The organism is Sphingomonas sp. GW821-FHT03E12, assembly GCF_059420685.1.
This window is the reverse complement of the sequence record NZ_JBWKUF010000001.1, coordinates 914573-935833: the sequence shown is the minus strand read 5'-3', so window position 1 is coordinate 935833 and position 21261 is coordinate 914573. Positions and strand designations below refer to the sequence as shown.

The following is a 21261-nucleotide window of genomic DNA, read 5'->3' as shown; positions in this document are numbered from 1 at the left end:
TCATACCCGTAACAATCCCCCCGCGCGCAATTGGTTCACTCGGCAGGCTGCGGTCCCTCCCCGCCCTGATGGCCGAGACGCCCCTGCTGCTCGATCACGGCGCCGCCCTGCGGGCCATGCTCGTCGCCAGGCGTGTAGGTGAGCAGGCGGCGGCGCAGACGCGGCCCCATCCACTTCTCGACCCCGATCGCCAGGCTGAAGCTCGCCGGAACGATCAGCAGCGTCAGGATGGTCGACAGGATCAGACCGCCGATCACGGTGACGCCCATCGGCGCACGCCAGGCGGCGTCGCCCGAGAGCGCGACGGCGGTCGGCACCATGCCCGCGACCATCGCCACCGTGGTCATCACGATCGGCTGGGCGCGCTTGTGCCCGGCATCGGCGATCGCGGTCATCTTGTCGACGCCCTTCTCCATCTCCTCGATCGCGAAGTCGATCAGCAGGATCGAGTTCTTGGCGACGATGCCGAGCAGCATCAGGATGCCGATATAGACCGGCATCGAGATCGGCTGGCCCGCGATCCACAGCGCGAACAGCCCGCCCAGCGGCGCGAGCAGCAGCGATCCCATGTTGACCAGCGGCGACACGAAGCGCCGGTAGAGCAGCACCAGCACCGCAAAGACGAGGAAGATGCCAGCCACCACGGCGATGATGAAGTTCTGGATCATCTCCGCCTGCCACTTGGCGGCACCAACCTCGAGCTTGCCGACACCGAGCGGCAGGTTCTTCATGGTCGGCAGCGCGTCGATCTGCTTCATCGCGTCGCCGCTGACCACGCCGGGGGCAAGGTCGGCACCGATCATGATGCGCCGCTGCTTGTTGATCCGGTCGATACGGGTGGGCCCCGCACCGAAGCCGATATCGGCGACCAGGCTCAACGGCACCGATCCGCCCGACTGGGTCTGAACCGGCAGGTTCTGGATCGTCGACAGCTTGGCGCGCGCATCCTCTTCGAGCGCGACGCGGATCGGGATCTGGCGATCCGAGAGCGAGAAGCGCGCGCTGTTCTGGTCGATATCGCCCAGGGTCGCGATCCGGATCGCGCTGGAGAGCGCCGCGGTGGTGACGCCGAGATTGGCGGCAAGGTCCATCCGCGGGCGGATCACGATCTCAGGTCGCTGGAGATCGCCCGAGATACGCGGCGCGACCACGTTCTTGAGCCCCTCCATCTCCTCGACGATCTTCTGCGCGGTGCGGGTCAGCAGCGCTGGATCCTCACCGCCCAGGGTGATCGTCAGCGCGCGGCCCGACCCACCCCAGCCCTGCTGGTTGCGGAACGAGACGCGGGCGTCGGGAATGGCAGCCAGCGCCGGCGTCATCCGGCGTTCGAACTCATCACTCTTGAAGTGGCGCTTGTCGGCGAGCATCGCGGTGACGCGGCCATTGCCGACGAACGAGCGCGAATAGGTGTTCTCGACCCCTTCCTGCTTGGCCAGCAGGTCGCGGACGCGGTCGACCACAACCTTGGTCTGCTGAAGCGTCGTACCCGGCACCATCTCGATGCTCGCGGTCACCGCATCCTGATCGAGATTCGGCTGGAAGGTCTTGGGCAGGATCGCGAAGAACATCACCGTGAGCGCAAGGCTGACGATCCCGCCGACGATCGCCGACCAGCGGTGGCGAAGCGTCCAGTGCAGGATCTTCATATACTGGTCCATCATCCACCCTTCACCATGGGTGGCGTGGCCCTTCGCCTTGAGGAAATAGGCGGCGATCATCGGCGAGATGAGGCGTGCGACGGCAAGGCTCATCAGCACCGCCGCGACGACGGTGAGACCGAAATTCTTGAAGAACTGGCCCGAAATGCCCGGCATCATGCCGACGGGCAGGAACACCGCGACGATCGACATGGTGGTCGCGACCACTGCAACGCCGATCTCGTCCGCCGCGTCGATCGACGCCTGATAGGCGGTCTTGCCCATACGCATGTGGCGGACGATGTTCTCGATCTCCACGATCGCGTCGTCGACCAGCACGCCCGCCACCAGGCTGAGCGCGAGCAAGGTCATCTGGTTCAGGTTGAACCCGAGCAGCTCCATGAAGAAGAAGGTCGGGATCGCCGACAGCGGAATCGCCAGGCCCGAGATCAGCGTGGCGCGCCAGTCGCGCAGGAACAGGAACACCACGATCAGCGCGAGGACCGACCCTTCGATCAGCGCCCAAAGCGCCGATTTATACTGGGATTCGGCATATTCGGTGTTGTTGAACAGCACCTCGAAGCGAACCTTGGGGTTGCTCTCCTGCAGTTTCTTGAGCTTCTCTTCGGCCTGATGGAAGACTGCGACGTCCGAAGCGCCCTTGCCGCGCTTGATGTCGAAGGCGAGCACCTGGTTGCCGTTCCACTCGGCATTGCTGCGCAGCTCGGCATAGAGATCCTTGACCTGCGCGATGTCCGACAGGCGCACGGTGCGGCCGCCGCCAATCGCGATCTGGGTCTGGCCGAGCGCATGGGCGTTCGCAGCGTTGCCGAGCACGCGCACCGACTGTTCGGTACCCGAAATCTCTGCGCGGCCGCCCGCGGCGTTGAGGTTCACCTGGCGCAGCTGCTGGTTCACCTGGCTCGCGGTGAGGCCATAGGCCTGGACCTTGGCGGGATCGAGGATGATGCGGATCTCGCGGTTGACGCCGCCGACACGATCGACCGCGGTCAGGCCGGAGACCGACAGCAATTCCTTGGTCACCGAGTTGTCGACGTACCAGCTCAACTCTTCCATCGTCATGTCGGTGGCGATGGCGGTGAAGCTGGCGATGTCGTTGTCGGTGGTGTTGGCGCGGAACACCTGCGGCTCGAGGATGCCGTCGGGCAGCTGACCGCGGATCTGGTTGATCGCCTCGCGCACGTCGTTGACCGCGCGGTCGATCGGGGTACCGATATCGAGCTGGATGACCGTGGTCGAATTGCCCTCGGTCACGTTCGATTCGATCTGGTCGATCCCCTGCAGGGCGCGCACCGCGGATTCGACGCGCTGGGTGATCTGGGTCTCAAGCTCGGTCGGCGCGGCACCCGGCTGGCTGATCGTGACGATCGCGATCGGGAAATCGATGTCCGGATCGTTGTTCACGTCCATCCGCGCAAAGCTGACGAACCCTGCGATCGTCAGTGCGATGAAGAGAACGATCGGCGGAACCGGGTTCCGGATCGACCAGGCCGAGATGTTGCGAAAACCCATGGCTGTGTCCTTAGATCCGCGTCAGCGCTGCAGCTTCGTGAGGTTCGGCTTCACCTTCTGCCCCGGATTGAGGAAGGCGCCCGCGGTCAGCACGACCCGCTCGGTACCCTGCAGGCCGGAGGTGATCGCCACGCCCGCGTCGGAAACGTCGCCCGTGGTGATCGGGCGGCGCTCGGCCTCGTCCTTGGCATTCAGGATATAGACGAAATTGCCCTTGGTGTCGCTCTGGATCGCCGATTGCGGAAGCATCGGCGCGACCTGCCCGCCCGAATGGATGGTTGCGCTGGCAAAGCCGCCGGGACGCAAAGCCTTGTTATAGGACAGCGCGACGCGGGCGATGCCCTGACGGGTCTGCGGATCGATCACCGGCGAGACCTGCCACACCTGGCCCGCGAACTTCTCCTCGGTACCAGTCGGCGTCACATCGACGCGCGCGCCGACCGGAACGCGCTGAAGATCGGCTTCGCTGAGCTGAACGCGCATCTCGAACTGGCCGCCCTGCGCGACGCGGAACAGCGTGCCCGAACCGGCGCTGACGATCTGCCCCGGCTCGACCGCACGTGTGAGGACCAGACCGGCGGCCGGCGAGCGGATATCGAGCCGGCGATTGCGCGCGGCGGTTTCCGAATGCTGCGCCTGCGCGACGCGGACGCGCGCCGCCGCGGCATCGCGGGTCGCGGTCTTGCGGTCGATATCGGCCTTCGAGACGAACCCGCGCGCGACCAGTTGCTTGGCACGGTCGAGTTCGGCCTGGGCGATGCCCAGATCGGCCTGTGCAACGCGGATCCCGGCGGCCTGCGACTGCGCAGTCTGCGACTGGACCGAGCGATCGACGGTCGCGAGCACCTGGCCGGCGGCGACCCAGGTCCCCGGCTCGACCAGCACGCGCGTCACCTCGCCCCCCTCGCCCGCGACACCGACCGGCATTTCACGACGCGCAGCGAGCGAGCCGGTGCCGCTGATCACACGGTCAATCTCCTGGCGGCCGGGCACGGCGACGCTCACCACAGGAAGCTGGCGCCCGCCGCCTTCGCCCCCAGCGCCCTTGGCGGCGGCGCCAGCCTTCTCCCCGTCAGCCTTGCCCGAGGCGAAGGCAAACCAGGCGGCAGCGAGCACCGCGAGCGCGATCAGCCCGCCAATGATCCACCAGCGCCGACGCGACCGCACTTCCCCTTCACCGGCAATCGCCAGCTGCTCGTCCCTGCCAAACATCCGTGCCTCATAGTTCATGCGCGACCCCTTCCCCGGCCATAGACGGCCTGAACGGGCCTTTTCCGTCGCGCTGTATTATCTGAATAAATCACCGGCCTCAAGAGCCGTCGTCACCCCACCCGGATCCGTGCGCGACTAACTGCCCGTTTTCGTCTTGTTCCGCAAGGGGACAGGCCGCGAATCCATGCTGCGGTGCGTTGTCGAATCGGGGTTTGCAGCGCCGCCATCCTCAGGCAAGTTCCCCGCGTTTCCCTTGGCGGAAACCGCAGAACAGGAGGAAGGCATGCCCGAAGGTATTATCGGTTGGATCCTCATCGGCCTCGTCGCAGGCGCTCTTGGCAAGCTGATCATGCCCGGCAAGGATCCGGGCGGCATCATCGTGACCATCCTGATCGGTATCGCGGGCGCGTTGCTCGCAGCTTTCATCGCGCCGGCCATCGGCATCACCCTGACCGGCAAGTTCGCCAGCTATATCGCCGCCACGATCGGCGCGGTCGTGCTGTTGGCGCTGTACCGTGTCGTCATTGCCCGTCGGGCGGCCTGATTACGGGTTTCCTTCATTGGGTCCGTTCAGCTTCCGTTGTTCCGCCGACCGTTAGCGCGGCGGAACAACAAGCTGGAAAGGCCCCATTAAATGGTTCGATTGCTGACTCTCGCGGCCGTTGCCGCCGCGCTTCCCCTGACCGCCGCTGCGCAGGTGGCGGCGCCGGGTGCGTCCGTGTCTGACGGCACGCTTCTCGATGTCGTCGCAGAGGGCGAGGCGACTCGCGTTCCCGACATCGCGACGATCCGCGCGGGCGTGGTGACGCAGGCGCCGACCGCCGCCGCCGCGCTCGCCGCCAACGCGACGCAGATGAAGAGCGTGATCGCTGCGCTCAAGGCCGCGGGCGTCGCCGACCGCGACGTGCAGACGGCGAACATCTCGCTCAACCCGCAATATCGCTATGCCGAGAACCAGCCGCCGGTGATCACCGGCTATCAGGCGTCGAACACCGTCTCGGTCAAGTTCCGCGACATCGCCAAGAGCGGCAACATCCTCGACGCGCTGGTCAAGCAGGGTGCGAACCAGATCGATGGGCCGAACCTGTCGATCGACCAGATCGAGGCGGCGCAGGACGAAGCCCGAACCGACGCTGTAAAGCGCGCCCGCGCGCGCGCCGACCTCTATGCCCGGGCGCTGGGCATGCGGGTCGAGCGGCTGGTGTCGCTGAGCGAGGGAAGTGATGGCGGCATGCCCGGCCCGATGCCGGTGATGATGGCCCGTGCCGAAGCCAAGGATTCGACCCAACTGGTGCCGGGCGAGCAGCGCGTCGGCGTGACGATCCGGGTGCGCTTCCTGCTGAAGTAAGAATCAAGAAGGGCCGCTCTGAGGGGAGCGGCCCTATTTGCTTCAGGTCACGGTGGAACGCTCAACGCACCGAACCGCGGCGGACCAGATTGACGATCGCGAGCAGGATGATCGCACCGACCAGCGACACGATGAAGCTGTACACCGACAGCCCCTGATTGATCGAGCCGCCGCTGAAGATCAGACCGCCGATAAAGGCGCCGACGATACCGACGACGATATTGAGCAGGATACCCTGCTGCGCATCGGTCCGCATCACCAGACTGGCGAGCCAGCCGACGACGCCGCCGATCACCAACCACACGATGATTCCGACGAGGTCCATGATTTTCCTCCATCTTTGCACCCGCATCGCTGCGGGCGCTTGCGGAGAACAGACTCGTCAGCGCCCAAAATGGTTCCGCCCGCGTTTTGAGGCGCGGGCGGATGGGAGAACTCGAATGGCCGCTATGCGGTCAGTATTTCTGCTGCCGCTCATACAGAGAGCGATAGTGCTGGATGCGCGTGACGCGCAGCCCCGGCATGCCCGACCGGTCGATCGCGCGCTGCCAGCCGGCAAATTCCTCGACGGTGAGACCATAGCGGTCGCACACTTCATCGACAGTGAGCAGGCCGCCATTGACGGCCGCGACCACCTCCGCCTTGCGGCGGACCACCCAACGGGTCGTTTCAGGGGGCGGCAGCGTGTCGAGCGTCAGCGGCTCTCCGAGCGGTCCGATCACCTTTGCCGGGCGGATCTTTTGGTTTTCAATCATTACCTACCTCGATCAGGGCGGGGGGTCCCCGTCTTTGTTCTGTAACGACCATAGTCGTCCCGGCTTGAGCATCGGCTAAGCGGCACGGTAAACGCCGCCTTCATTGCTCTTTCCAGCCGGTTAGCGCGACTTCCACGGCGCGGTTGAACGCACCGTGCACCGGAGTGAACAGCGCACCGACCGGCAAGGGCCGGTCGAGCGCCGCCTGAAGCTGCGCGGTAGGACTCGCCGCCTGACGGGCGGCGATGCCAACCATCAGCACCGCGAGTTCGGTGGGGATGGCGGTCATCACCGCAACGTCCCGGTCGAATCGGAAGCTCAGGTCCACGTACGCCACTCACCTTGAGGTCAAATCCACCCATTTTGGATAAGCCCGAAGGTTGAAGGGGGAGTAAACGCCGACCGATTTTTGCATCCGGGCCTGCAAATCCCTATGTGGCGGCGCGATGACCGGACCCGATTTTCAGTTGAGCGGACCGCTGGACAAGCGGCGGATCGTCGTCGCCATGTCCGGCGGCGTCGATTCCTCGGTCGTGGCCGCACTCGCTGCGCGCACCGGCGCGGAGACGATCGGCGTGACGCTTCAGCTTTATGATCATGGCGAAGCGACCGGCCGTTCGGGCAGCTGCTGCGCGGGCCGCGACATCCGCGACGCGCGCGCCGTGTGCGACCGGCTCGGCATCGCACACTATGTCTTCGACCATGAAAGCAGCTTCCGCGAACAGGTGATCGACGATTTCGCCGACGAGTATCTCGCCGGCCGCACGCCGATCCCGTGCGTGAAATGCAACATGGGGCCCAAGTTCACCGACCTGTTTGCGCTCGCCCGCGACCTGGGCGCCGACTGCCTCGCGACCGGCCATTATGTGCAGCGCGTTGTCGGGCCGGAGGGGCCGGAACTGCACAAGGGCGCCGATCCCGCGCGCGACCAGAGCTATTTTCTGTTCGCCACCACGCGCGACCAGCTCGATTTCCTGCGCTTCCCGCTCGGCGCGATGCCCAAGAGCCGGGTGCGCGAGATCGCGGCCGAGATCGGCCTCGGCGTCGCAACCAAGCCCGACAGCCAGGACATCTGTTTCGTACCCGACCGCAATTATGCCGGGCTGGTGAAGAAATTGCGGCCCGAAGCCGACACTGCGGGCCGAATCGTCGACGAGGCCGGCAATGTGCTGGGCGAGCATCGCGGGCTGATCCACTTCACCGTCGGCCAGCGCCGCGGGCTCGAGATCGGCGGCAGCCCCGAGCCGCTCTACGTCATCCGCCTCGACCCCGAGCGCCGCGAAGTCGTGGTCGGCCCCAAGACCGCGCTCGCCGTGCGCGCCGCGCGGATCGAGGGCGTCAACTGGCTCGGCGGAAGCTATGACGGGCCGATGACCGCCAAGGTCCGCTCGATGGCCAAGCCCGCCCCGGCCCGGATGGAAGACGGCCGCGTGGTGTTCGAAACGCCCGAATATGGCGTGGCCCCCGGCCAGGCGGCGGTGCTCTATGCCGGCGAACGCGTCCTGGGCGGCGGCTGGATCAAGGAAACCGAGCGGGCGGAACTGGCGACGGCCTGAACGCCACAAACCCACTTGTTGACTCAGTCAACATTCGGTAATGTTGATTCAGTCAACACTATCGGATGGCGGAGCATGACAAGCGACGATGCGGCGGATGTGGCGGCCCTGCGCGCCTTCAACCGCACCTACACAAGGCGGCTCGGCCTGCTCGAAGCGCATCTCGACAAGAGTCCGTTCACGCTCAGCGAGGCACGGATCCTCTATGAGCTGGCGCATCGCACCGACCCGACCGGCGCGGAGATCGCCCGCGCGCTCGAACTCGACCCGGCGCAGATCAGCCGCACGCTCAAGCGCTTCGCCGCGCGCGGCCTGGTCGAAGCGCGGGAGGACCCGGAGCATGGCCGCCACCAGCTGCTGGCGCTGACGCCCGAAGGCCGGGCGGTGTTCGCCACGCTGGAGGCCGGCACCAAGACAGCGGTCGGCACACTGCTCGACGGTTTGCCGCCCTTCCGGCGTGAAGGCCTGCTCGTCGCCGCCGCGACCATCACCCGCATCTTCGAGGATGAGACCCCGCCCCGCCCGGTGCTGCGCGGCTTGCAACCGGGCGACCTGGGCCAGGTGATCGCGCGCCAGGCGATCCTCTATACCGGCGAATATGGCTGGAACAGCGAGTATGAGGCGCTGGTCGCGCGCATCCTCGCCGATTTCGACCGGGACTTCGATCCGGCACGGGAGGCCGCATGGATCGCAGACATCGACGGACGGATGGCGGGCTCGATCTTCCTCGTCCGCGGGGACACGCCGGATGTCGGCAAGCTGCGCCTCCTCTATGTCGAACCGGCGGCACGCGGGGCAGGAGTCGGCAAGATGCTGGTCGCAGCCTGCATCGCCCGCGCCCGCGAGGTTGGCTATGCCCGGCTCGATCTCTGGACCAACAGCATCCTGACCGCCGCGCGCCATATCTATGAGCGAGCCGGATTCAGGCTGATCGACGAAGCACCGCACCACAGCTTCGGCAAGGACCTCGTCGGCCAGACCTGGTCGCTGGCCCTGTAGCGCTTCGCTTCAGGCCGGCCGTTCGAGGAAGGTCGCGATCACCTCTCGCCGCACGCGGAAGCCCAGTTTCTCGTAGAGCGCGATCGCGCCCGCATTGCTGGCATAGCTGTGCAGGAACGGCGTCTCGCCGCGCGCGACGATGCGATCCATCACGACGCGCATCAGCTTGCCGGCAAGACCCCGGCCACGCCAGTCAGGATGGGTGCAGACCGCGCTGACCTCGGTCAGGCCCGGCGCGCGCATCCGCTCGCCCGACATCGCCACCAGCTGCCCGTCGACGCGTATGCCGATGAATTCGCCAAGCCGGTGCGTCGCCTCCACGAACGGGCCGGGCTCGGTCAGGGTCGCGAGCGCGAGCATCTCGGGCGCATCGGCATCGCCAAGGTCGAGATAGTCCACCGGCTCCGCCGGGGCCGGGCGCTCCAGCGCCATCTGCGCGAGCATCGCCCGCTTCACCACCGTCAGACCCGGCGGAACCATGGTCTCCGCCCCCTCGACCGTCGCGATCTTCCCGCCCGGCGGGACCAGCGCGGCAAGCGCGGCCAATGCCTCGGTCGTGTCATCGGCCGCCGCTGCGAGAATGTTGATTTCCGGGCGATAGCGCAGCGCCAGGGAGCCGCCGGCGGCGAACTGCGCTTGTCGCCCGCTCAGCGCCGTCCAGACGGGACGATCGAGCGGATGGCTCACAGCGTGAACACCCCCTCGATCACCGTGACGCAGGTACCGCGCAGGATCGCTTCATCGCCCGCCGCCTCGCAGTCGAGATAGCCGCCGCGCTTGCTCGCCTGGAACGCAGTGAACCGGTTGCGCGCCAGCCGTTCGGCCCAATAGGGGACCAGGACGCTGTGTGCCGAGCCGGTCACCGGATCCTCGTCGATCCCCGCAGCGGGCGCAAAGACCCGGCTGATGACATCGGTCCCGTCGCCCGGCGCGGTGACGATGTTGAGCGTATCACCCAGCGCAGCGAGCGCGCGGAAATCGGGCGCAAGCGCGCGCACCGCCTCGGCGCTCTCAAGCACGGTCAGATCATAGCCCCTGGGGTGATGCAGCACCGTGCCGTGCGATACGCCCAGCGCTTCGAGCAGGCCGGGGATTTCGGCAGGTTCGGGCGGATAGGCGGGCAGCGCCAGCGCATAGCCGTCCCCTTCGCGCGTCACCGTGAGGATCCCTGCCTTGCGGGTACGAAACCGCACCTGTTCCAGCGCAGGATCGCGCGTCAGCAGATAATGGCCGCTCGCCAGCGTCGCGTGACCGCACAGGGCGATCTCGACCGCCGGCGTGAACCAGCGCAGTTCCCAGTCGGCCTCGCCGCTCGTATCGCGCACGATGAAGGCGGTTTCGGCGAGGTTGTTCTCCTCGGCGATTGCCTGCAGCACCTCATCGTCCAGCCAGGTATCGAGCGGCATCACCCCCGCCTGATTGCCGGTGAAGGGACGGTCGGCAAAGGCGTCGATCTGGGCGAAGGGAAGCTGCATCGTTACTCTTTCAACTGTTCGATCTCGTCGGCCTCCCGCAGGGTGTTGCCGGGATGATCGACATGCCCCGCCGGATCGACATGGATCAGGATTTCGGTGCCCGGGAACGCCGCTTCAAGCCGGGCCTCGAGCTTTTCGACCAGCGCATGCGCGTCGGCGACCGACGTGGTGCCGGGCAGGGCGATATGGAACTGCGCGAAATCCTGCGAGCCGCTGGTGCGTGTGCGCAGATCGTGCAGGCTTTCCAGCCCCGGCTCGCGCGCCGCGACCTCAACAAAGGCACGGCGCCGGTCATCGGGCCATTCGCGGTCCATCAATTGCCCGATCGCCTCGCTCGCGCCGTGCCAGGCCCCCCAGAGCAACCAGGCAGCGATGGCGATGCCGAACAGCGGATCGGCACCGGTGAAGGCAAGATACTGATCGGACACCAGCGCGACGATCACGGCGGCATTGAGGAACAGGTCCGACTGATAGTGCAGCCGGTCGGTCTTGATCGCGACCGATCCGGTCGCAGCGATCGCGCGGCGTTGATAGGCGGTGAGCAGCAAGGTCACGACGATCGCCGCGACCGACACCGCGATCCCCGATTCCGCATCCGCCGCGACATCGCCCGAGCTCAGCCGCTGCACCGCGCGCACCGCGATCAGGCAGGCCGATACCGAGATCAGCGCGACCTGGAACAAAGCCGCCAGCGCCTCCGCCTTGCCATGGCCGAAGCGGTGTTCGGCGTCCGCAGGCTGTGCGGCGATATGCACCCCCGCGAGCGTCACCAGCGACGCGACCAGATCGAGCAAGCTGTCGGCAAGGCTGGCGAGCATCGCTACCGATCCGGTGCGCCACGCCGCCCAGGCCTTGAGCGCGCCGAGCAGCACCGCCGCGCAGACGCTGGCGATCGCGGCGCGGCGGGCAAGATTGCTCACGGGTAGAGCAGCCCTTCGCTCCAGCCGTCGGCCGTGCGGGTGAAGACGCGGCGCTCGTGCAGCCGGTGTTCGCGGTCCTGCCAGAATTCGATGCGCTGCGGCGTCACGCGATAGCCGCCCCAATGCGGCGGGCGCGGCACGTCCTGCCCGTCGAACCGCTCGCGCATTTCCTCGTAGCGCGCTTCAAAGGTCGCGCGGTCGGGCAGCGGGCGCGACTGGTCGCTCGCCCAGGCGCCGAGCTGGGAATCGCGGCTGCGGCTGGCGAAATAGGCATCGGATTCGGCGTCGCTCGCCAGGCTGACCGGCCCCTCGATGCGGATCTGCCGCCGCAGCGACTTCCAGTGGAACAGCAACGCCGCCTTGGGCACCGCCCCCAGCTCGCCGGCCTTGCGGCTCTCACGGTTGGTATAGAAGACGAAACCGTCGGGACCATGCCCCTTGAGCAGCACCATCCGTACCGAAGGCTGTCCCGCGGCATCCACCGTCGCCAGCGCCATGGCGTTCGAATCGTTCGGCTCGGTCGTCCGCGCCTCGGCATACCATTGATCGAACAGGGCAAAGGGATCGGTCGTCATAGGCGGCGCCATAGCCGTTCACGCCGCATATAAAAAGGCGCCGGCCGGGCCGAAGCCCGTGCCGGCGCTCCGCCTGAGAGGAGGCCCCGGGGCGGAAGGTGGCCTAGCGCCTAGAAGCTGAACCGAACGCCCGCGCGATAGATGCGGCCCGAGCTGGCATATTGGGTCACGGCTTCCTGACCCTGATAGGCGTAGCGCTCGCTCGGCTGGTTGGTGAGGTTGAGCCCTTCCACCGTAAGCGAAGCCCAGGGGGTGATCTTGTAGCTGGCCGAAGCGTCGACGTTGGTCGTCGACCGGCTGTAGACGAAATCGTTGATCAGCGGGCCGTTGCATTCGGTGCCCGCATCGGCGGGCGTCGCCGGGCTGTTGGTCAGGCCCGGGCTGCACGCACCCGCCGCGATCGGATAGGTGGTCGAATAGCCCTTGCGATGTGCGACCGAAACGCGCGCGCGGAACTTCTTGGTCTCGAAATAGAGCGTCGCGTTGATCGCATCAGGCGATACGCCGAGGAACGGCCCCTTGCCCGTGACCGGCGGCGTGCCGCCGGGGTTCGCCGCCGATCGCGTGCCGGGGTCGAGGATATAGTTCAGCTCCGACGCGATGTGCGTGTAGTTCACCTGTGCGCCGAAATTCTTGAGGAAGCCCGGCAGGAAGGTGAAGTCCATCTGGAAGCTTACCTCGAACCCGCGCAGCCAACCGCCCGGCGCATCGCGATACTGGCGCGCGACGAAGTCGTAGCCGCCGTCGAGATAGGCGAGCTGCGCGGCATTGGTGAACTGCGCGCGGATCGCCGCGATCGTCTCCGCATCGGCGAATTGCGACAGAGACGCCGAATAGAGCACGGTCTGAGGGAAGCTCTCGATCTGCTTCTGGAAGCCCGCGATCGACAGCAGCCCGCCCGGCGCGAAATACCATTCGATGCTGGCGTCGAGGTTGGTCGAGCGGAAGGGCGCCAGCTCGGGATTGCCGATGGTCAGCGTCGCACCGCTGGTCGCGCCGGTATTGGGCACCGAGATCGCGGTGATCGAGGGTGACAGGTTGCCGAGCAGCGGGCGCGCCATCACCTTCGACGCGCCGAAGCGCACCAGCAGATTGTCGATCGGCTCGTAGACCAGGTTCATCGAGGGCAGATAATCGGTGTAGCGGTTGGTTCCGGTAAGCCCGCGGCCCGCCGGGGTCGTTCCGTTCGACGTCACATCGGTGACCGCCACGCGGGTGCCGGCATTGCCGCGGAACGGGCGTCCGAACAGCTCGGTGTTCCAGTCGAACTGGAAGTAGAAGCCCAGATCCTCCTCGGTCACCGCGAAATTCTCGCGCCCGCCATTGCGCTTGTTGGTCAGGCGCCAGTCGCCCCATTTGTTGATGCAGTTGCAGGTGAAGTCGAACAGCTGCTGGAAGCCCGAAATGCTCGGGACGAGGAAGCTGGTCATCGTCCCGCCGGGTACGTTCAGGCCCTGGCCGAAATTGATGACCCGCGACACGCTCGACGTGCTGACGCCCGCTTCCTTGAGCGTCGGGTTGAGCAGGTCGTTGTTGCGTTCCCACAGCTCGGTCTCGAAGCCGAACTTGCGGTAGTTGGCGCCGAAGCCGAGGTTGAGTTCCTCATTCACCTGCCAGTCGAAATCGACCTTGGCCTGCTTGTAGGTGTTCTTGACGAAGCGCTGATAGTGGCGGATCGCCGAGAAGCCCTTCACCACCTCCCAGTTCGCCGGATTGGCCGCGTCGAAGCCGAAGTCGATAACCGGCATCTTGCCGCCGCCGCGCTCGTCATAGACGAAGCGGCCCGGGCTATCCATGCGGTTGAACTCGACCAGCAGTCCCTGGGTGAAGTTGGTCGATTCGGACGCGCCGGCGATCAGCTGCGCCTTGAACCGGTCCGAGAATTCATGGGTGAGATCGAACGATCCCTGCTTGAACTGGGTCGTGTAGCGGCTCTGATCCGCCGCCGAGCGGAAGTCGACGTTGCGCAGCACGAGATAGTCGGCAAGCCCGTTGGTGACGTTGGCGTCGAGCACCTCGACCGCCGGCCGGCCGATCAATGCGCCGCGGAAGGCGAGACGGTTGCTGCTCGGGATGTAGCCCACCGAATTGGGGTTGTTGTAATAGTCATACGGGTCGAGGTTGAACGGGTTGGTGCTGAAGATATTCGCCGTTCCCGGGCTGGTCCCGCCTGGCACCACGGCCGCGGTACCCAGAATCGACGGGACGACGACGCCGGATGCATTGACCGCGGTCGCGAAGGCCGGCGTGGTGCCGTAGAGCGCCTGACCGCAATCCTGCTCGGGCGTCAGCGCCGAGGGCCCGCCGGGAACGCACAGACCCGGATAGAGCGCGCGCGCAGCAGCGGGCGTGATCGTGTTGGTCGCGGTATTGTAGGTCGCGTTGGTGTTGTTGCGGTTGAGGCCGACCGACGAGACCTGATTATAGGTGCTGGTGTTCTCGAACTTCGAATAGGCGCCGTCGAGGCTGAGGCGGGTGCGGTCGCCGATCTGCCACTGATAGGCGAGCGTCACGCCGATCCGTTCATTCTCGACATCCTGCTGCTCGACCGCCGCCAGCGCCGGGATCCGCACCAGCGAGTCGTCGAAGCGGCCGGGCGTGTTGAACGCGCCGCCGGGATAGAGCTTGGCATAGGCCGCAGGGTCCGACCCGGTCAGCGCCGCGATCGCATCGGGATTGGTCACCTGGGTGCCGAAGCTCGTGCCGGTGGGCGCAGCGAAACCGGCGCGCTGCGGGTTCTCGTTCCCTGCCCATTGCGTGCCGCGATAGACATAGTCGGATGCGCCCGGCGACCGGCGATACTGGTCGAGCTCGTTCTTCGACCTGCTCCATGCCACCGAGAGCAGCAGGCCCATGGTGTCGTCGAGGAAGCGCGTCGAGGCGAGGCCCGCGAGGCGCGGGTTCCACTTCTTGCTGTTCTCCTGATAGCTGCCCTCGGCCGACAGCGCGAACTTGTTGCCCTTATAGTCGAACGGGCGCCCGGTCTGGAGATCGATGGTCGCGCCGAGCGATCCTTCGTCGGTCTCCGCCGACGGGGTCTTCTGCACCTTCAATGAGCTGAACAGCTCCGAAGCGAAGGTGTTGTAGTCGAAGCTGCGGCTGCGGTTGGGGCTGGTGCCGGCATCGTTCGACCCGGCGGTCGACAGCGCTTCCAGCCCGTTCAGGCGGGTGCGGTTGAAGTCGCCGCCCAGGCCGCGAACGGTGATCGAGCGGCCCTCGCCATTGTCGCGATCGATCGACACGCCCGGCAGGCGCTGGAGCGATTCGGCAAGGTTGGTATCCGGGAAATCGGCGATATCCTCGGCATTGATCGCATCGATCTGGACCGTCGCAGTCCGCTTCTCGTTGATCGCGCTGCGCAGCGAGGCACGATAGCCCTGGACCAGAACCTCCTCGGTCTCCGGGTCCTCGGCGGGCGGTGCGGCGGACGTGGTCTGCGCGAATGCCGGCGCTGCGGCCAGCACCGCCGCGATCACCAGCGCGCCGCGGGAAATTCCGCTGCCCAGCGCACACCGCGCCTGACGGTTGATGTCGATCATAATCCCCTCCTCGTTCGTGGCCCGGAGGAGAGAGCCGTATCCCGGCGTCGCGGCATGGCTGTCTTCAGTCCCAAGGACTGCTGCGCCCTGCCTTCGCCGCCCGATCCTCTCCTCCCAACATCCGCCGCGCCCCGTTTTCGATTGTGGACTGCGCCGTATGTTAGCGTTACCTTAGTCCACCGGTGTCATAAGCGCAATATCTCAAGAATCCGCTGATAATTGCATATAAAACAATGGTTTGATTGAAATCGTCATCACTGGCGAATCAGCGGGCCGAACAAAGGGAGAGGCTGTTTGAGCAGCGAGTCGAAACCCCGCGGCGTATCGCGCCGTCACCTGATTCAAGGGGGTTCCGCGCTGGCGGCGACGCCGTTGCTGCCTGTGTTACCGGTGTCATACGCCCGGATGACTGCACCCAATCCGCACGAACTCTGGTATCCCGCGCCTGCAAGCGAGTGGGTGGAAGCCCTTCCGGTCGGCAACGGCCGGATCGGCGCGATGGTCTATGGCGGGACCACGACCGAGCAGCTCCAGCTCAACGAGGATACGCTCTGGGCAGGCGGGCCCTATGATCCTGCAAACCCGCGCGCCCGAGCCAGCATGGCCGAATTGCGCAAGCTGATCTTCGACGGGAAATATGCCGAGGCCGAAGCCTTCGCCAACGCCAATGTCATGGCGACGCCGTTGCGGCAGGCGGCGTATCAGACCGTCGGCAGCCTCATGATCGAGATGCCGGGTGTCACCAAAGCGACCGGCTATCGCCGTGCGCTCGACATCGACAGCGCCATGACGGAGACGCGCTTCACCACCAATGGCGTGACATACCGCCGCCGCGTGATCGCATCGCCCATTGACCAGGTGATCGCCGTGCACCTCACCGCGGACCGCCCCGCCGCGATCTCCGCCAAGCTGCGCTTCACCTGTCCGCTCAAGCGCTGGCAGGTAGCAGTGGAGGGTGGCGACAGCCTGATCCTGTCCGGCCGCAACAACGATCATTTCGCGATCCCCGGCGCGCTGCGCTTCGAGGCACGGCTCAGGGCGATCCCCCGCGGAGGACGTGTCACCGGTGCGGGCGACAGTCTGGCGATCGACGGCGCCGACGAAGTCACGCTGCTGATCGCGATGGCGACCAGCTATCGCCGCTATGACGATGTATCCGGCGACCCCGTCGCAATCACCCGCGCCCAGATCGCCGCGGCGTCGCGCAAGCCCTTCACGCGGATCGCCGCGGACGCGACCGCCGAGCATCGCCGCCTGTTCCGCCGCGTCACCATCGATCTTGGCACCACGCCCGCCGCCGCGCTCCCCACCGATCAACGTGTGCGCCAGTCGGAGACGGCGGACGACCCCGCCCTCGCCGCGCTCTACTTCCAATATGGCCGTTATCTGCTGATCGCCTGCTCGCGTCCCGGAAGCCAGCCCGCCAACCTGCAGGGCATCTGGAACGACAAGCCCAGCCCGCCCTGGGGCGGCAAATACACGATCAACATCAATACGCAGATGAACTATTGGCCGGCCCAGCCGACGGCGCTGCCCGAATGCGTCGAGCCGCTGATCCGGATGGTCGGCGAGATCGCGCAGACCGGCGCGAAGATGGCGCGCGACATGTATGGCGCGCGCGGCTGGGTCACCCACCACAATACCGATCTGTGGCGCGCCACCGCACCGATCGACGGCGCCAAGTTCGGGCTGTGGCCGACCGGCGGGGCGTGGCTGTGCACGCATCTGTGGGAGCATTACGAATACAACCCTGACCCGGCGTTCCTCACGCGCATCTACCCCATCCTCCACGGCGCCTCGCTCTTCTTCCTCGACACGCTTCAGACCGATCCCGAGACCGGACACCTCGTCACCAACCCCTCGCTCTCGCCCGAACTGGGACACGGCCGCGGCTCATCGCTGATCCACGGACCGACGATGGACATGCAGATCCTGTCGGACCTGTTCGACCAGACGCTCGCGGCGGCGCGCGTCCTCGGCAAGGAGGACGATACGACCCGCCAGGTCGCCGCCGCCCGGGCACGGCTGTTGCCGATGAAGGTGGGCAAGGAAGGCCAGCTTCAGGAATGGCCCTATGACTGGGACGGCAGCTCGGCCGAACTCAACCACCGCCATGTCTCCCACCTCTACGGCCTTCACCCCAGCCGGCTGATCGATGTCGATCGCACCCCCGCACTCGCCGCGGCAGCGAGGCGCACGCTCGAAATCCGCGGCGACGAGGCGACCGGCTGGGCGACGGCGTGGCGGATCAATCTGTGGACGCGGCTGCGCGACGGTGCGCGCGCCCACAAGATCCTGCGCTTCCTGCTCGGCCCCGCGCGTACCTATCCCAACCTCTTCGACGCGCACCCGCCCTTCCAGATCGACGGCAATTTCGGCGGCACAGCGGGGATGGTCGAGATGCTGGTCCAGAACCACGGGGAGACGATCGAGCTGCTCCCCGCCCTGCCGCCCGCATGGCCCGCCGGATCGGTGCGCGGCCTGCGCACCCGCGGCGGTTGCACGGTCGATCTCTCCTGGCGCAACGGCAGACTGGAGCACGCACGCATCGCCGGACGGATCGCAGGCAACCGCACCGTGATCCTGCACGGCAAACGGCGCACCATACGCGTCGCCCCCGGCCGCGTGGTCACGCTGCGTCCGGAGCAGTTCGCATGATCGATCGCCGCACGCTGATCACTGGAGCCACCGTGCTCGCTGTTGCCCCCGGCGTGCACGCTGCATCGCGCGCGACATTCGTGGTGAGCAGGTCGGGCCGCCCGGGCACTCTTCCCACGCTCGCCGCGGCGTTCGAGCGCGCGCGCATGCTGGGCCGGCCGGCGCAGGTGCGCGTCGAACCGGGTGTCTATGAAGAGAAGCTCAGGCTCGACATTCCCGGCCTCCAACTCTCGGGCACCGGCCCTTCGACGATCCTGAGCTTCGGCGCCGCCGCGGGCCTTGTCGATCCGCAGGGCCGCAAATGGGGCACCGGCGGATCGGCGACGCTGACCGTCACGGCGCCCGGCGTCACCCTCTCCAACCTCACCATCCGCAACAGCTTCGACTATCTCGACAACGCCCGCACCCGCGCCGTCGACGGCGCGCAGGCGGTGGCGCTTTCGATCGCCCGCGGCGCCGACCGCGCGATCGTCCGCAACTGCGCGATCGAGGGCTGGCAAGACACGCTCTACGTGCAGGAGGGCTGCCGCGCCTGGTTCACCGGTTGCGCGATCAGCGGCAATGTCGATTTCATCTTCGGCGGCGCGACGGCCTTGTTCGAGGGGTGCGAGATCCGGTCGCGCTTCGTGCCCGGCGCACCGGTGCAGGGCTTCGTCGCCGCACCGAGCACGCCGGTTGAGCTTCCCGCAGGCCTGATCTTCCGCAACTGCCGCCTGACGCGCGAAGCCGGGCTGCCCGACGACAGCGTGTATCTGGGCCGGCCCTGGCGCGCGGGCGGGAACATGCGCCTGACCGGCGCGGCGCTCTACGACGCCTGCTGGATGGACGCGCATATCCGCCGCGATGGCTGGACCTGGATGGGATACAAGGATCCGGACGGCGTCGCCCGCCAGCTCACGCCCGCCGAAGCCCGGCTGTTCGAACATGCCAGCACCGGCCCCGGTGCCGGCAATGCTAGCGCTACCAGAAAGATGCTCGACAGCGCGCATCTGCGGTGGTTCAGTCGCGAACAGGCGTTCGGCGACTGGCGACCTGCACAGGAAATGGAGAGGCCATGATCCGCTCATCTGCCCTGATCGCCGCGCTGCTGCCGCTCGCAGCCGCCGCACAGACACCGCCCACTCCCGCCGAAGCCCCGCGCAAGATCACCCCGTACAAGATCGTCCTGGTCGGCGATTCCACCACCGCGGTGGTCGGCGGCTGGGGACCGAGCTTCTGCGGCCTCCATGTCACCTCCTTCGCCGCCTGCGTGAACCTTGCGCGCGGCGGGCGCAGCTCGGGCAGCTATCGCGCCGAGGGATCATGGGACCTCGCGCTCGCCGAGGCACGCACGCCCGGCTACAAGGCGACCTGGGTGCTGATCCAGTTCGGTCACAACGACCAGCCCGGCAAGCCCGGCCGCTCGACCGATCTCGCCACCGAATTCCCGGCCAACTTCGCACGCTATGTCGATGAGGTGCGCGCGGCCGGCGCGATCCCGGTGCTGTTGACACCGCTCACCCGGCGCAGCTTCAAGGACGGCAGACTGCAGAACGACCTCGAGCCCTGGGCGGAAGCCATCCGCCGTGTCGCCGCGCAGAAGAAGGTCGCCTTGGTCGATCTCAACGCGAGAAGCGCCGCCGCAGTGCAGGCGATGGGCGAGGATGCCGCAGACCGCTTCGCCCAGCTTCCCAAGGGATCGGCGCCGACAGGTCAGGATGCACCGCACGCTACCGAAGTGCAGGACCAGCCGATGGCGCGCGCGAAACTGTCGTTCGACCGCACGCACCTTGGCCGCGAAGGCGCGGACTATTTCGCGACGATGGTGACCGCCGAGCTGGCGAAGGCGGTCCCCGAGATGCGGCATCTGCTGATCCCGTGATGCTGCTCGCGCTCCTGCTCGGCCTCTCCGCCGCCGCCAATACGCCCCCCTATGCGGTCGCGCCGGGGGTGTTCGATTCCGCCAAGGTCGATCTCGGCCTCGAGCCGCCCAGGGGTCTCGAGACCGCGACCATCTACGCTCCTGGCGAGAGCGGCGACCGCTTCTCCAACGGCGTGGTGCTGATCGGCTTCAAGGGTCGGCTCTACGCCCAGTGGCAAAGCTCGGCGCTGCACGAGGATAGCGCCGACACCTGGGTGCCCTATGCCGTCAGCCGCGACGGCCTGAAATGGAGTGCGCCCCGCAAATTGCGCGGGCCGGGCAGCGGCGGCGTCATGCACTCGAACGGCGGCTGGTGGACCGACGGCAAGACGCTGGTCGCCTATATCAACGTCTGGCCGACCGGCTTTCAGTCCAAGGCGGGCGGCTACACCGACTATATGACCAGCACCGACGGCGAGCGCTGGAGCGCGCCGCGCCGGGTCATGGGCCGCGACGGCAAGCCGGTCGAGGGGGTGATCGAGCAGGACCCGCATCGACTGCCGGACGGGCGGATCGTCACCGCCTTTCATACCCGGCCCGGGCTGATCGTCGCGCCCTTCTTCACCGACGATCCGCTCGGCATATCGGGCTGGGTGCGCGGGCGGATGGAGAATTTGCCGCTCGACGGACCCGATGCGGGCAAGTTCAGCCGCGAGATCGAGCCGAGCCTGTTCCTGCGCGGGCGTTGCGCGGTGATGGTGTTCCGCGACCATGCCGAAAGCTTCCGGCAGATCGGCTCGGAAAGCTGTGACCGCGGCGAGAACTGGTCGCGCCCCGTGCTCACCGATATGCCGGACTCGCGCGCCAAGCAAAGCGCGGGGAATTTGCCCGACGGCACCGCCTTTCTCGTCAATGCCCCCAATGCGGACCGCATCCGCATCCCGCTTGCCATTACGCTGAGCGGCGACGGGCGCTGCTTCGACCGCGCTTTCCTGCTGCGCGGCAGGGGCGACCTTCAGCCGCTCCGTGCACAGGGCACCTTCAAGCGCCCCGGCTATTCCTACCCCAAGAGCGTGATCTGGAACGGGCATCTCTATGTCGGGTACGCCGCGAACAAGGAGGATGCGCAGCTGACGCGCATTCCGCTCGCGTCGCTCGCCCCCAACTCCGGCGCTCCGCTTCCGCGCTGCCCCGCTGACCCCAAGGAGAGATGA

18 protein-coding genes are annotated in these 21261 nt (G+C 66.8%); 8 read left to right on the top strand and 10 right to left on the bottom strand.

Annotated features, from left to right (window positions below):
- Positions 1-35 precede the first annotated feature (35 nt).
- Together AC07TU_RS04585 and AC07TU_RS04580 are read right to left on the bottom strand one after the other, a co-directional pair.
- Positions 36-3170, bottom strand: a complete 3135-nt coding sequence (locus AC07TU_RS04585; RefSeq protein WP_495186713.1) for an efflux RND transporter permease subunit — start codon at positions 3168-3170, stop codon at positions 36-38.
- 21 nt (positions 3171-3191) lie between these two features.
- Positions 3192-4400, bottom strand: a complete 1209-nt coding sequence (locus tag AC07TU_RS04580) for an efflux RND transporter periplasmic adaptor subunit (protein ID WP_495186712.1) — start codon at positions 4398-4400, stop codon at positions 3192-3194.
- A 136-nt stretch (positions 4401-4536) separates the two neighbouring features.
- Between AC07TU_RS04580 and AC07TU_RS04575 the strand changes: the two genes are divergently transcribed.
- Both AC07TU_RS04575 and AC07TU_RS04570 read left to right on the top strand, forming a co-directional pair.
- Positions 4537-4926, top strand: a complete 390-nt coding sequence (locus AC07TU_RS04575; protein WP_495186711.1) for a GlsB/YeaQ/YmgE family stress response membrane protein — start codon at positions 4537-4539, stop codon at positions 4924-4926.
- A 90-nt stretch (positions 4927-5016) separates the two neighbouring features.
- The gene (locus AC07TU_RS04570; RefSeq protein ID WP_495186710.1) at positions 5017-5730 is read left to right on the top strand and encodes an SIMPL domain-containing protein; all 714 of its coding nucleotides are present in this window, start codon (positions 5017-5019) and stop codon (positions 5728-5730) included.
- Between the two features lie 61 nt (positions 5731-5791).
- Here AC07TU_RS04570 and AC07TU_RS04565 read toward each other — a convergent pair whose 3' ends face one another.
- From AC07TU_RS04565 to AC07TU_RS04555, 3 genes are all read right to left on the bottom strand, one after another.
- On the bottom strand, positions 5792-6055 hold the full coding sequence (locus AC07TU_RS04565) for a GlsB/YeaQ/YmgE family stress response membrane protein (RefSeq protein ID WP_495186709.1): 264 nt from the start codon (positions 6053-6055) through the stop codon (positions 5792-5794).
- Between the two features lie 130 nt (positions 6056-6185).
- A complete protein-coding gene (gene sciP / locus AC07TU_RS04560; RefSeq protein WP_066578869.1) occupies positions 6186-6485 on the bottom strand; it encodes a CtrA inhibitor SciP in 300 nt (99 codons plus the stop codon).
- Between the two features lie 100 nt (positions 6486-6585).
- Positions 6586-6822, bottom strand: coding sequence for a hypothetical protein (locus AC07TU_RS04555; protein WP_495186708.1), 237 nt, complete (start codon positions 6820-6822; stop codon positions 6586-6588).
- A gap of 109 nt (positions 6823-6931) precedes the next feature.
- On the opposite strand from AC07TU_RS04555, the gene mnmA reads away from it, so the two are divergent.
- Together mnmA and AC07TU_RS04545 are read left to right on the top strand one after the other, a co-directional pair.
- Positions 6932-8041: a tRNA 2-thiouridine(34) synthase MnmA gene (gene mnmA, locus AC07TU_RS04550; RefSeq protein ID WP_495186707.1), complete on the top strand. Its 1110-nt coding sequence runs from the start codon at positions 6932-6934 to the stop codon at positions 8039-8041.
- A gap of 75 nt (positions 8042-8116) precedes the next feature.
- On the top strand, positions 8117-9040 hold the full coding sequence (locus AC07TU_RS04545; RefSeq protein WP_495186706.1) for a bifunctional helix-turn-helix transcriptional regulator/GNAT family N-acetyltransferase: 924 nt from the start codon (positions 8117-8119) through the stop codon (positions 9038-9040).
- Between the two features lie 9 nt (positions 9041-9049).
- On the opposite strand, the gene AC07TU_RS04540 is transcribed toward AC07TU_RS04545, so the two are convergent.
- The 5 genes from AC07TU_RS04540 to AC07TU_RS04520 form a co-directional block, all read right to left on the bottom strand.
- Complete coding sequence (locus tag AC07TU_RS04540) at positions 9050-9727, bottom strand: GNAT family N-acetyltransferase (protein WP_495186705.1); 678 nt, start codon at positions 9725-9727, stop codon at positions 9050-9052.
- The gene (locus tag AC07TU_RS04535; RefSeq protein ID WP_495186704.1) at positions 9724-10515 is read right to left on the bottom strand and encodes a PhzF family phenazine biosynthesis protein; all 792 of its coding nucleotides are present in this window, start codon (positions 10513-10515) and stop codon (positions 9724-9726) included. The genes AC07TU_RS04540 and AC07TU_RS04535 overlap by 4 nt, the downstream gene beginning before the upstream one ends.
- 2 nt (positions 10516-10517) lie before the next feature.
- Positions 10518-11435: a cation diffusion facilitator family transporter gene (locus tag AC07TU_RS04530; protein ID WP_495186703.1), complete on the bottom strand. Its 918-nt coding sequence runs from the start codon at positions 11433-11435 to the stop codon at positions 10518-10520.
- Positions 11432-12010: a pyridoxamine 5'-phosphate oxidase gene (pdxH, locus tag AC07TU_RS04525; protein ID WP_495186702.1), complete on the bottom strand. Its 579-nt coding sequence runs from the start codon at positions 12008-12010 to the stop codon at positions 11432-11434. The genes AC07TU_RS04530 and pdxH overlap by 4 nt, the downstream gene beginning before the upstream one ends.
- 110 nt (positions 12011-12120) lie before the next feature.
- Positions 12121-15549 (bottom strand): TonB-dependent receptor domain-containing protein, encoded by a 3429-nt coding sequence (locus AC07TU_RS04520; RefSeq protein ID WP_495186701.1) that lies wholly within the window; start codon positions 15547-15549, stop codon positions 12121-12123.
- Positions 15550-15954: 405 nt separating this feature from the next.
- Here AC07TU_RS04520 and AC07TU_RS04515 point away from each other — a divergent pair, with 405 nt between their 5' ends.
- Genes AC07TU_RS04515 through AC07TU_RS04500 form a run of 4 tightly spaced genes read left to right on the top strand, consistent with a single transcriptional unit; the run spans position 15955 to position 21261 of the window.
- Positions 15955-18207, top strand: coding sequence for a glycoside hydrolase family 95 protein (locus tag AC07TU_RS04515; RefSeq protein WP_495186700.1), 2253 nt, complete (start codon positions 15955-15957; stop codon positions 18205-18207).
- Entirely contained in the window at positions 18204-19265 is a 1062-nt protein-coding gene (locus AC07TU_RS04510) for a pectinesterase family protein (RefSeq protein WP_495186699.1), read from the top strand. The genes AC07TU_RS04515 and AC07TU_RS04510 overlap by 4 nt, the downstream gene beginning before the upstream one ends.
- Positions 19262-20068 (top strand): rhamnogalacturonan acetylesterase, encoded by an 807-nt coding sequence (locus AC07TU_RS04505; protein WP_495186698.1) that lies wholly within the window; start codon positions 19262-19264, stop codon positions 20066-20068. The genes AC07TU_RS04510 and AC07TU_RS04505 overlap by 4 nt, the downstream gene beginning before the upstream one ends.
- Complete coding sequence (locus AC07TU_RS04500) at positions 20068-21261, top strand: sialidase family protein (RefSeq protein ID WP_495186697.1); 1194 nt, start codon at positions 20068-20070, stop codon at positions 21259-21261. The genes AC07TU_RS04505 and AC07TU_RS04500 overlap by 1 nt, the downstream gene beginning before the upstream one ends.

Excerpts from the sequence above, each read along its gene's own strand:
- AC07TU_RS04510 (WP_495186699.1), top strand. The coding sequence starts at position 18,204 with ATGATCGATCGCCGCACGCTGATCACTGGAGCCACCGTGCTCGCTGTT.
- AC07TU_RS04500 (WP_495186697.1), top strand. The coding sequence starts at position 20,068 with ATGCTGCTCGCGCTCCTGCTCGGCCTCTCCGCCGCCGCCAATACGCCC.
- AC07TU_RS04515 (WP_495186700.1), top strand. The coding sequence starts at position 15,955 with ATGACTGCACCCAATCCGCACGAACTCTGGTATCCCGCGCCTGCAAGC.
- pdxH (WP_495186702.1), bottom strand. The coding sequence starts at position 12,010 with ATGACGACCGATCCCTTTGCCCTGTTCGATCAATGGTATGCCGAGGCG.
- AC07TU_RS04545 (WP_495186706.1), top strand. The coding sequence starts at position 8,117 with ATGACAAGCGACGATGCGGCGGATGTGGCGGCCCTGCGCGCCTTCAAC.
- AC07TU_RS04585 (WP_495186713.1), bottom strand. The coding sequence starts at position 3,170 with ATGGGTTTTCGCAACATCTCGGCCTGGTCGATCCGGAACCCGGTTCCG.
- AC07TU_RS04570 (WP_495186710.1), top strand. The coding sequence starts at position 5,017 with ATGGTTCGATTGCTGACTCTCGCGGCCGTTGCCGCCGCGCTTCCCCTG.
- AC07TU_RS04535 (WP_495186704.1), bottom strand. The coding sequence starts at position 10,515 with ATGCAGCTTCCCTTCGCCCAGATCGACGCCTTTGCCGACCGTCCCTTC.
- mnmA (WP_495186707.1), top strand. The coding sequence starts at position 6,932 with ATGACCGGACCCGATTTTCAGTTGAGCGGACCGCTGGACAAGCGGCGG.
- sciP (WP_066578869.1), bottom strand. The coding sequence starts at position 6,485 with ATGATTGAAAACCAAAAGATCCGCCCGGCAAAGGTGATCGGACCGCTC.
- AC07TU_RS04565 (WP_495186709.1), bottom strand. The coding sequence starts at position 6,055 with ATGGACCTCGTCGGAATCATCGTGTGGTTGGTGATCGGCGGCGTCGTC.
- AC07TU_RS04580 (WP_495186712.1), bottom strand. The coding sequence starts at position 4,400 with ATGAACTATGAGGCACGGATGTTTGGCAGGGACGAGCAGCTGGCGATT.
- AC07TU_RS04505 (WP_495186698.1), top strand. The coding sequence starts at position 19,262 with ATGATCCGCTCATCTGCCCTGATCGCCGCGCTGCTGCCGCTCGCAGCC.
- AC07TU_RS04520 (WP_495186701.1), bottom strand. The coding sequence starts at position 15,549 with ATGATCGACATCAACCGTCAGGCGCGGTGTGCGCTGGGCAGCGGAATT.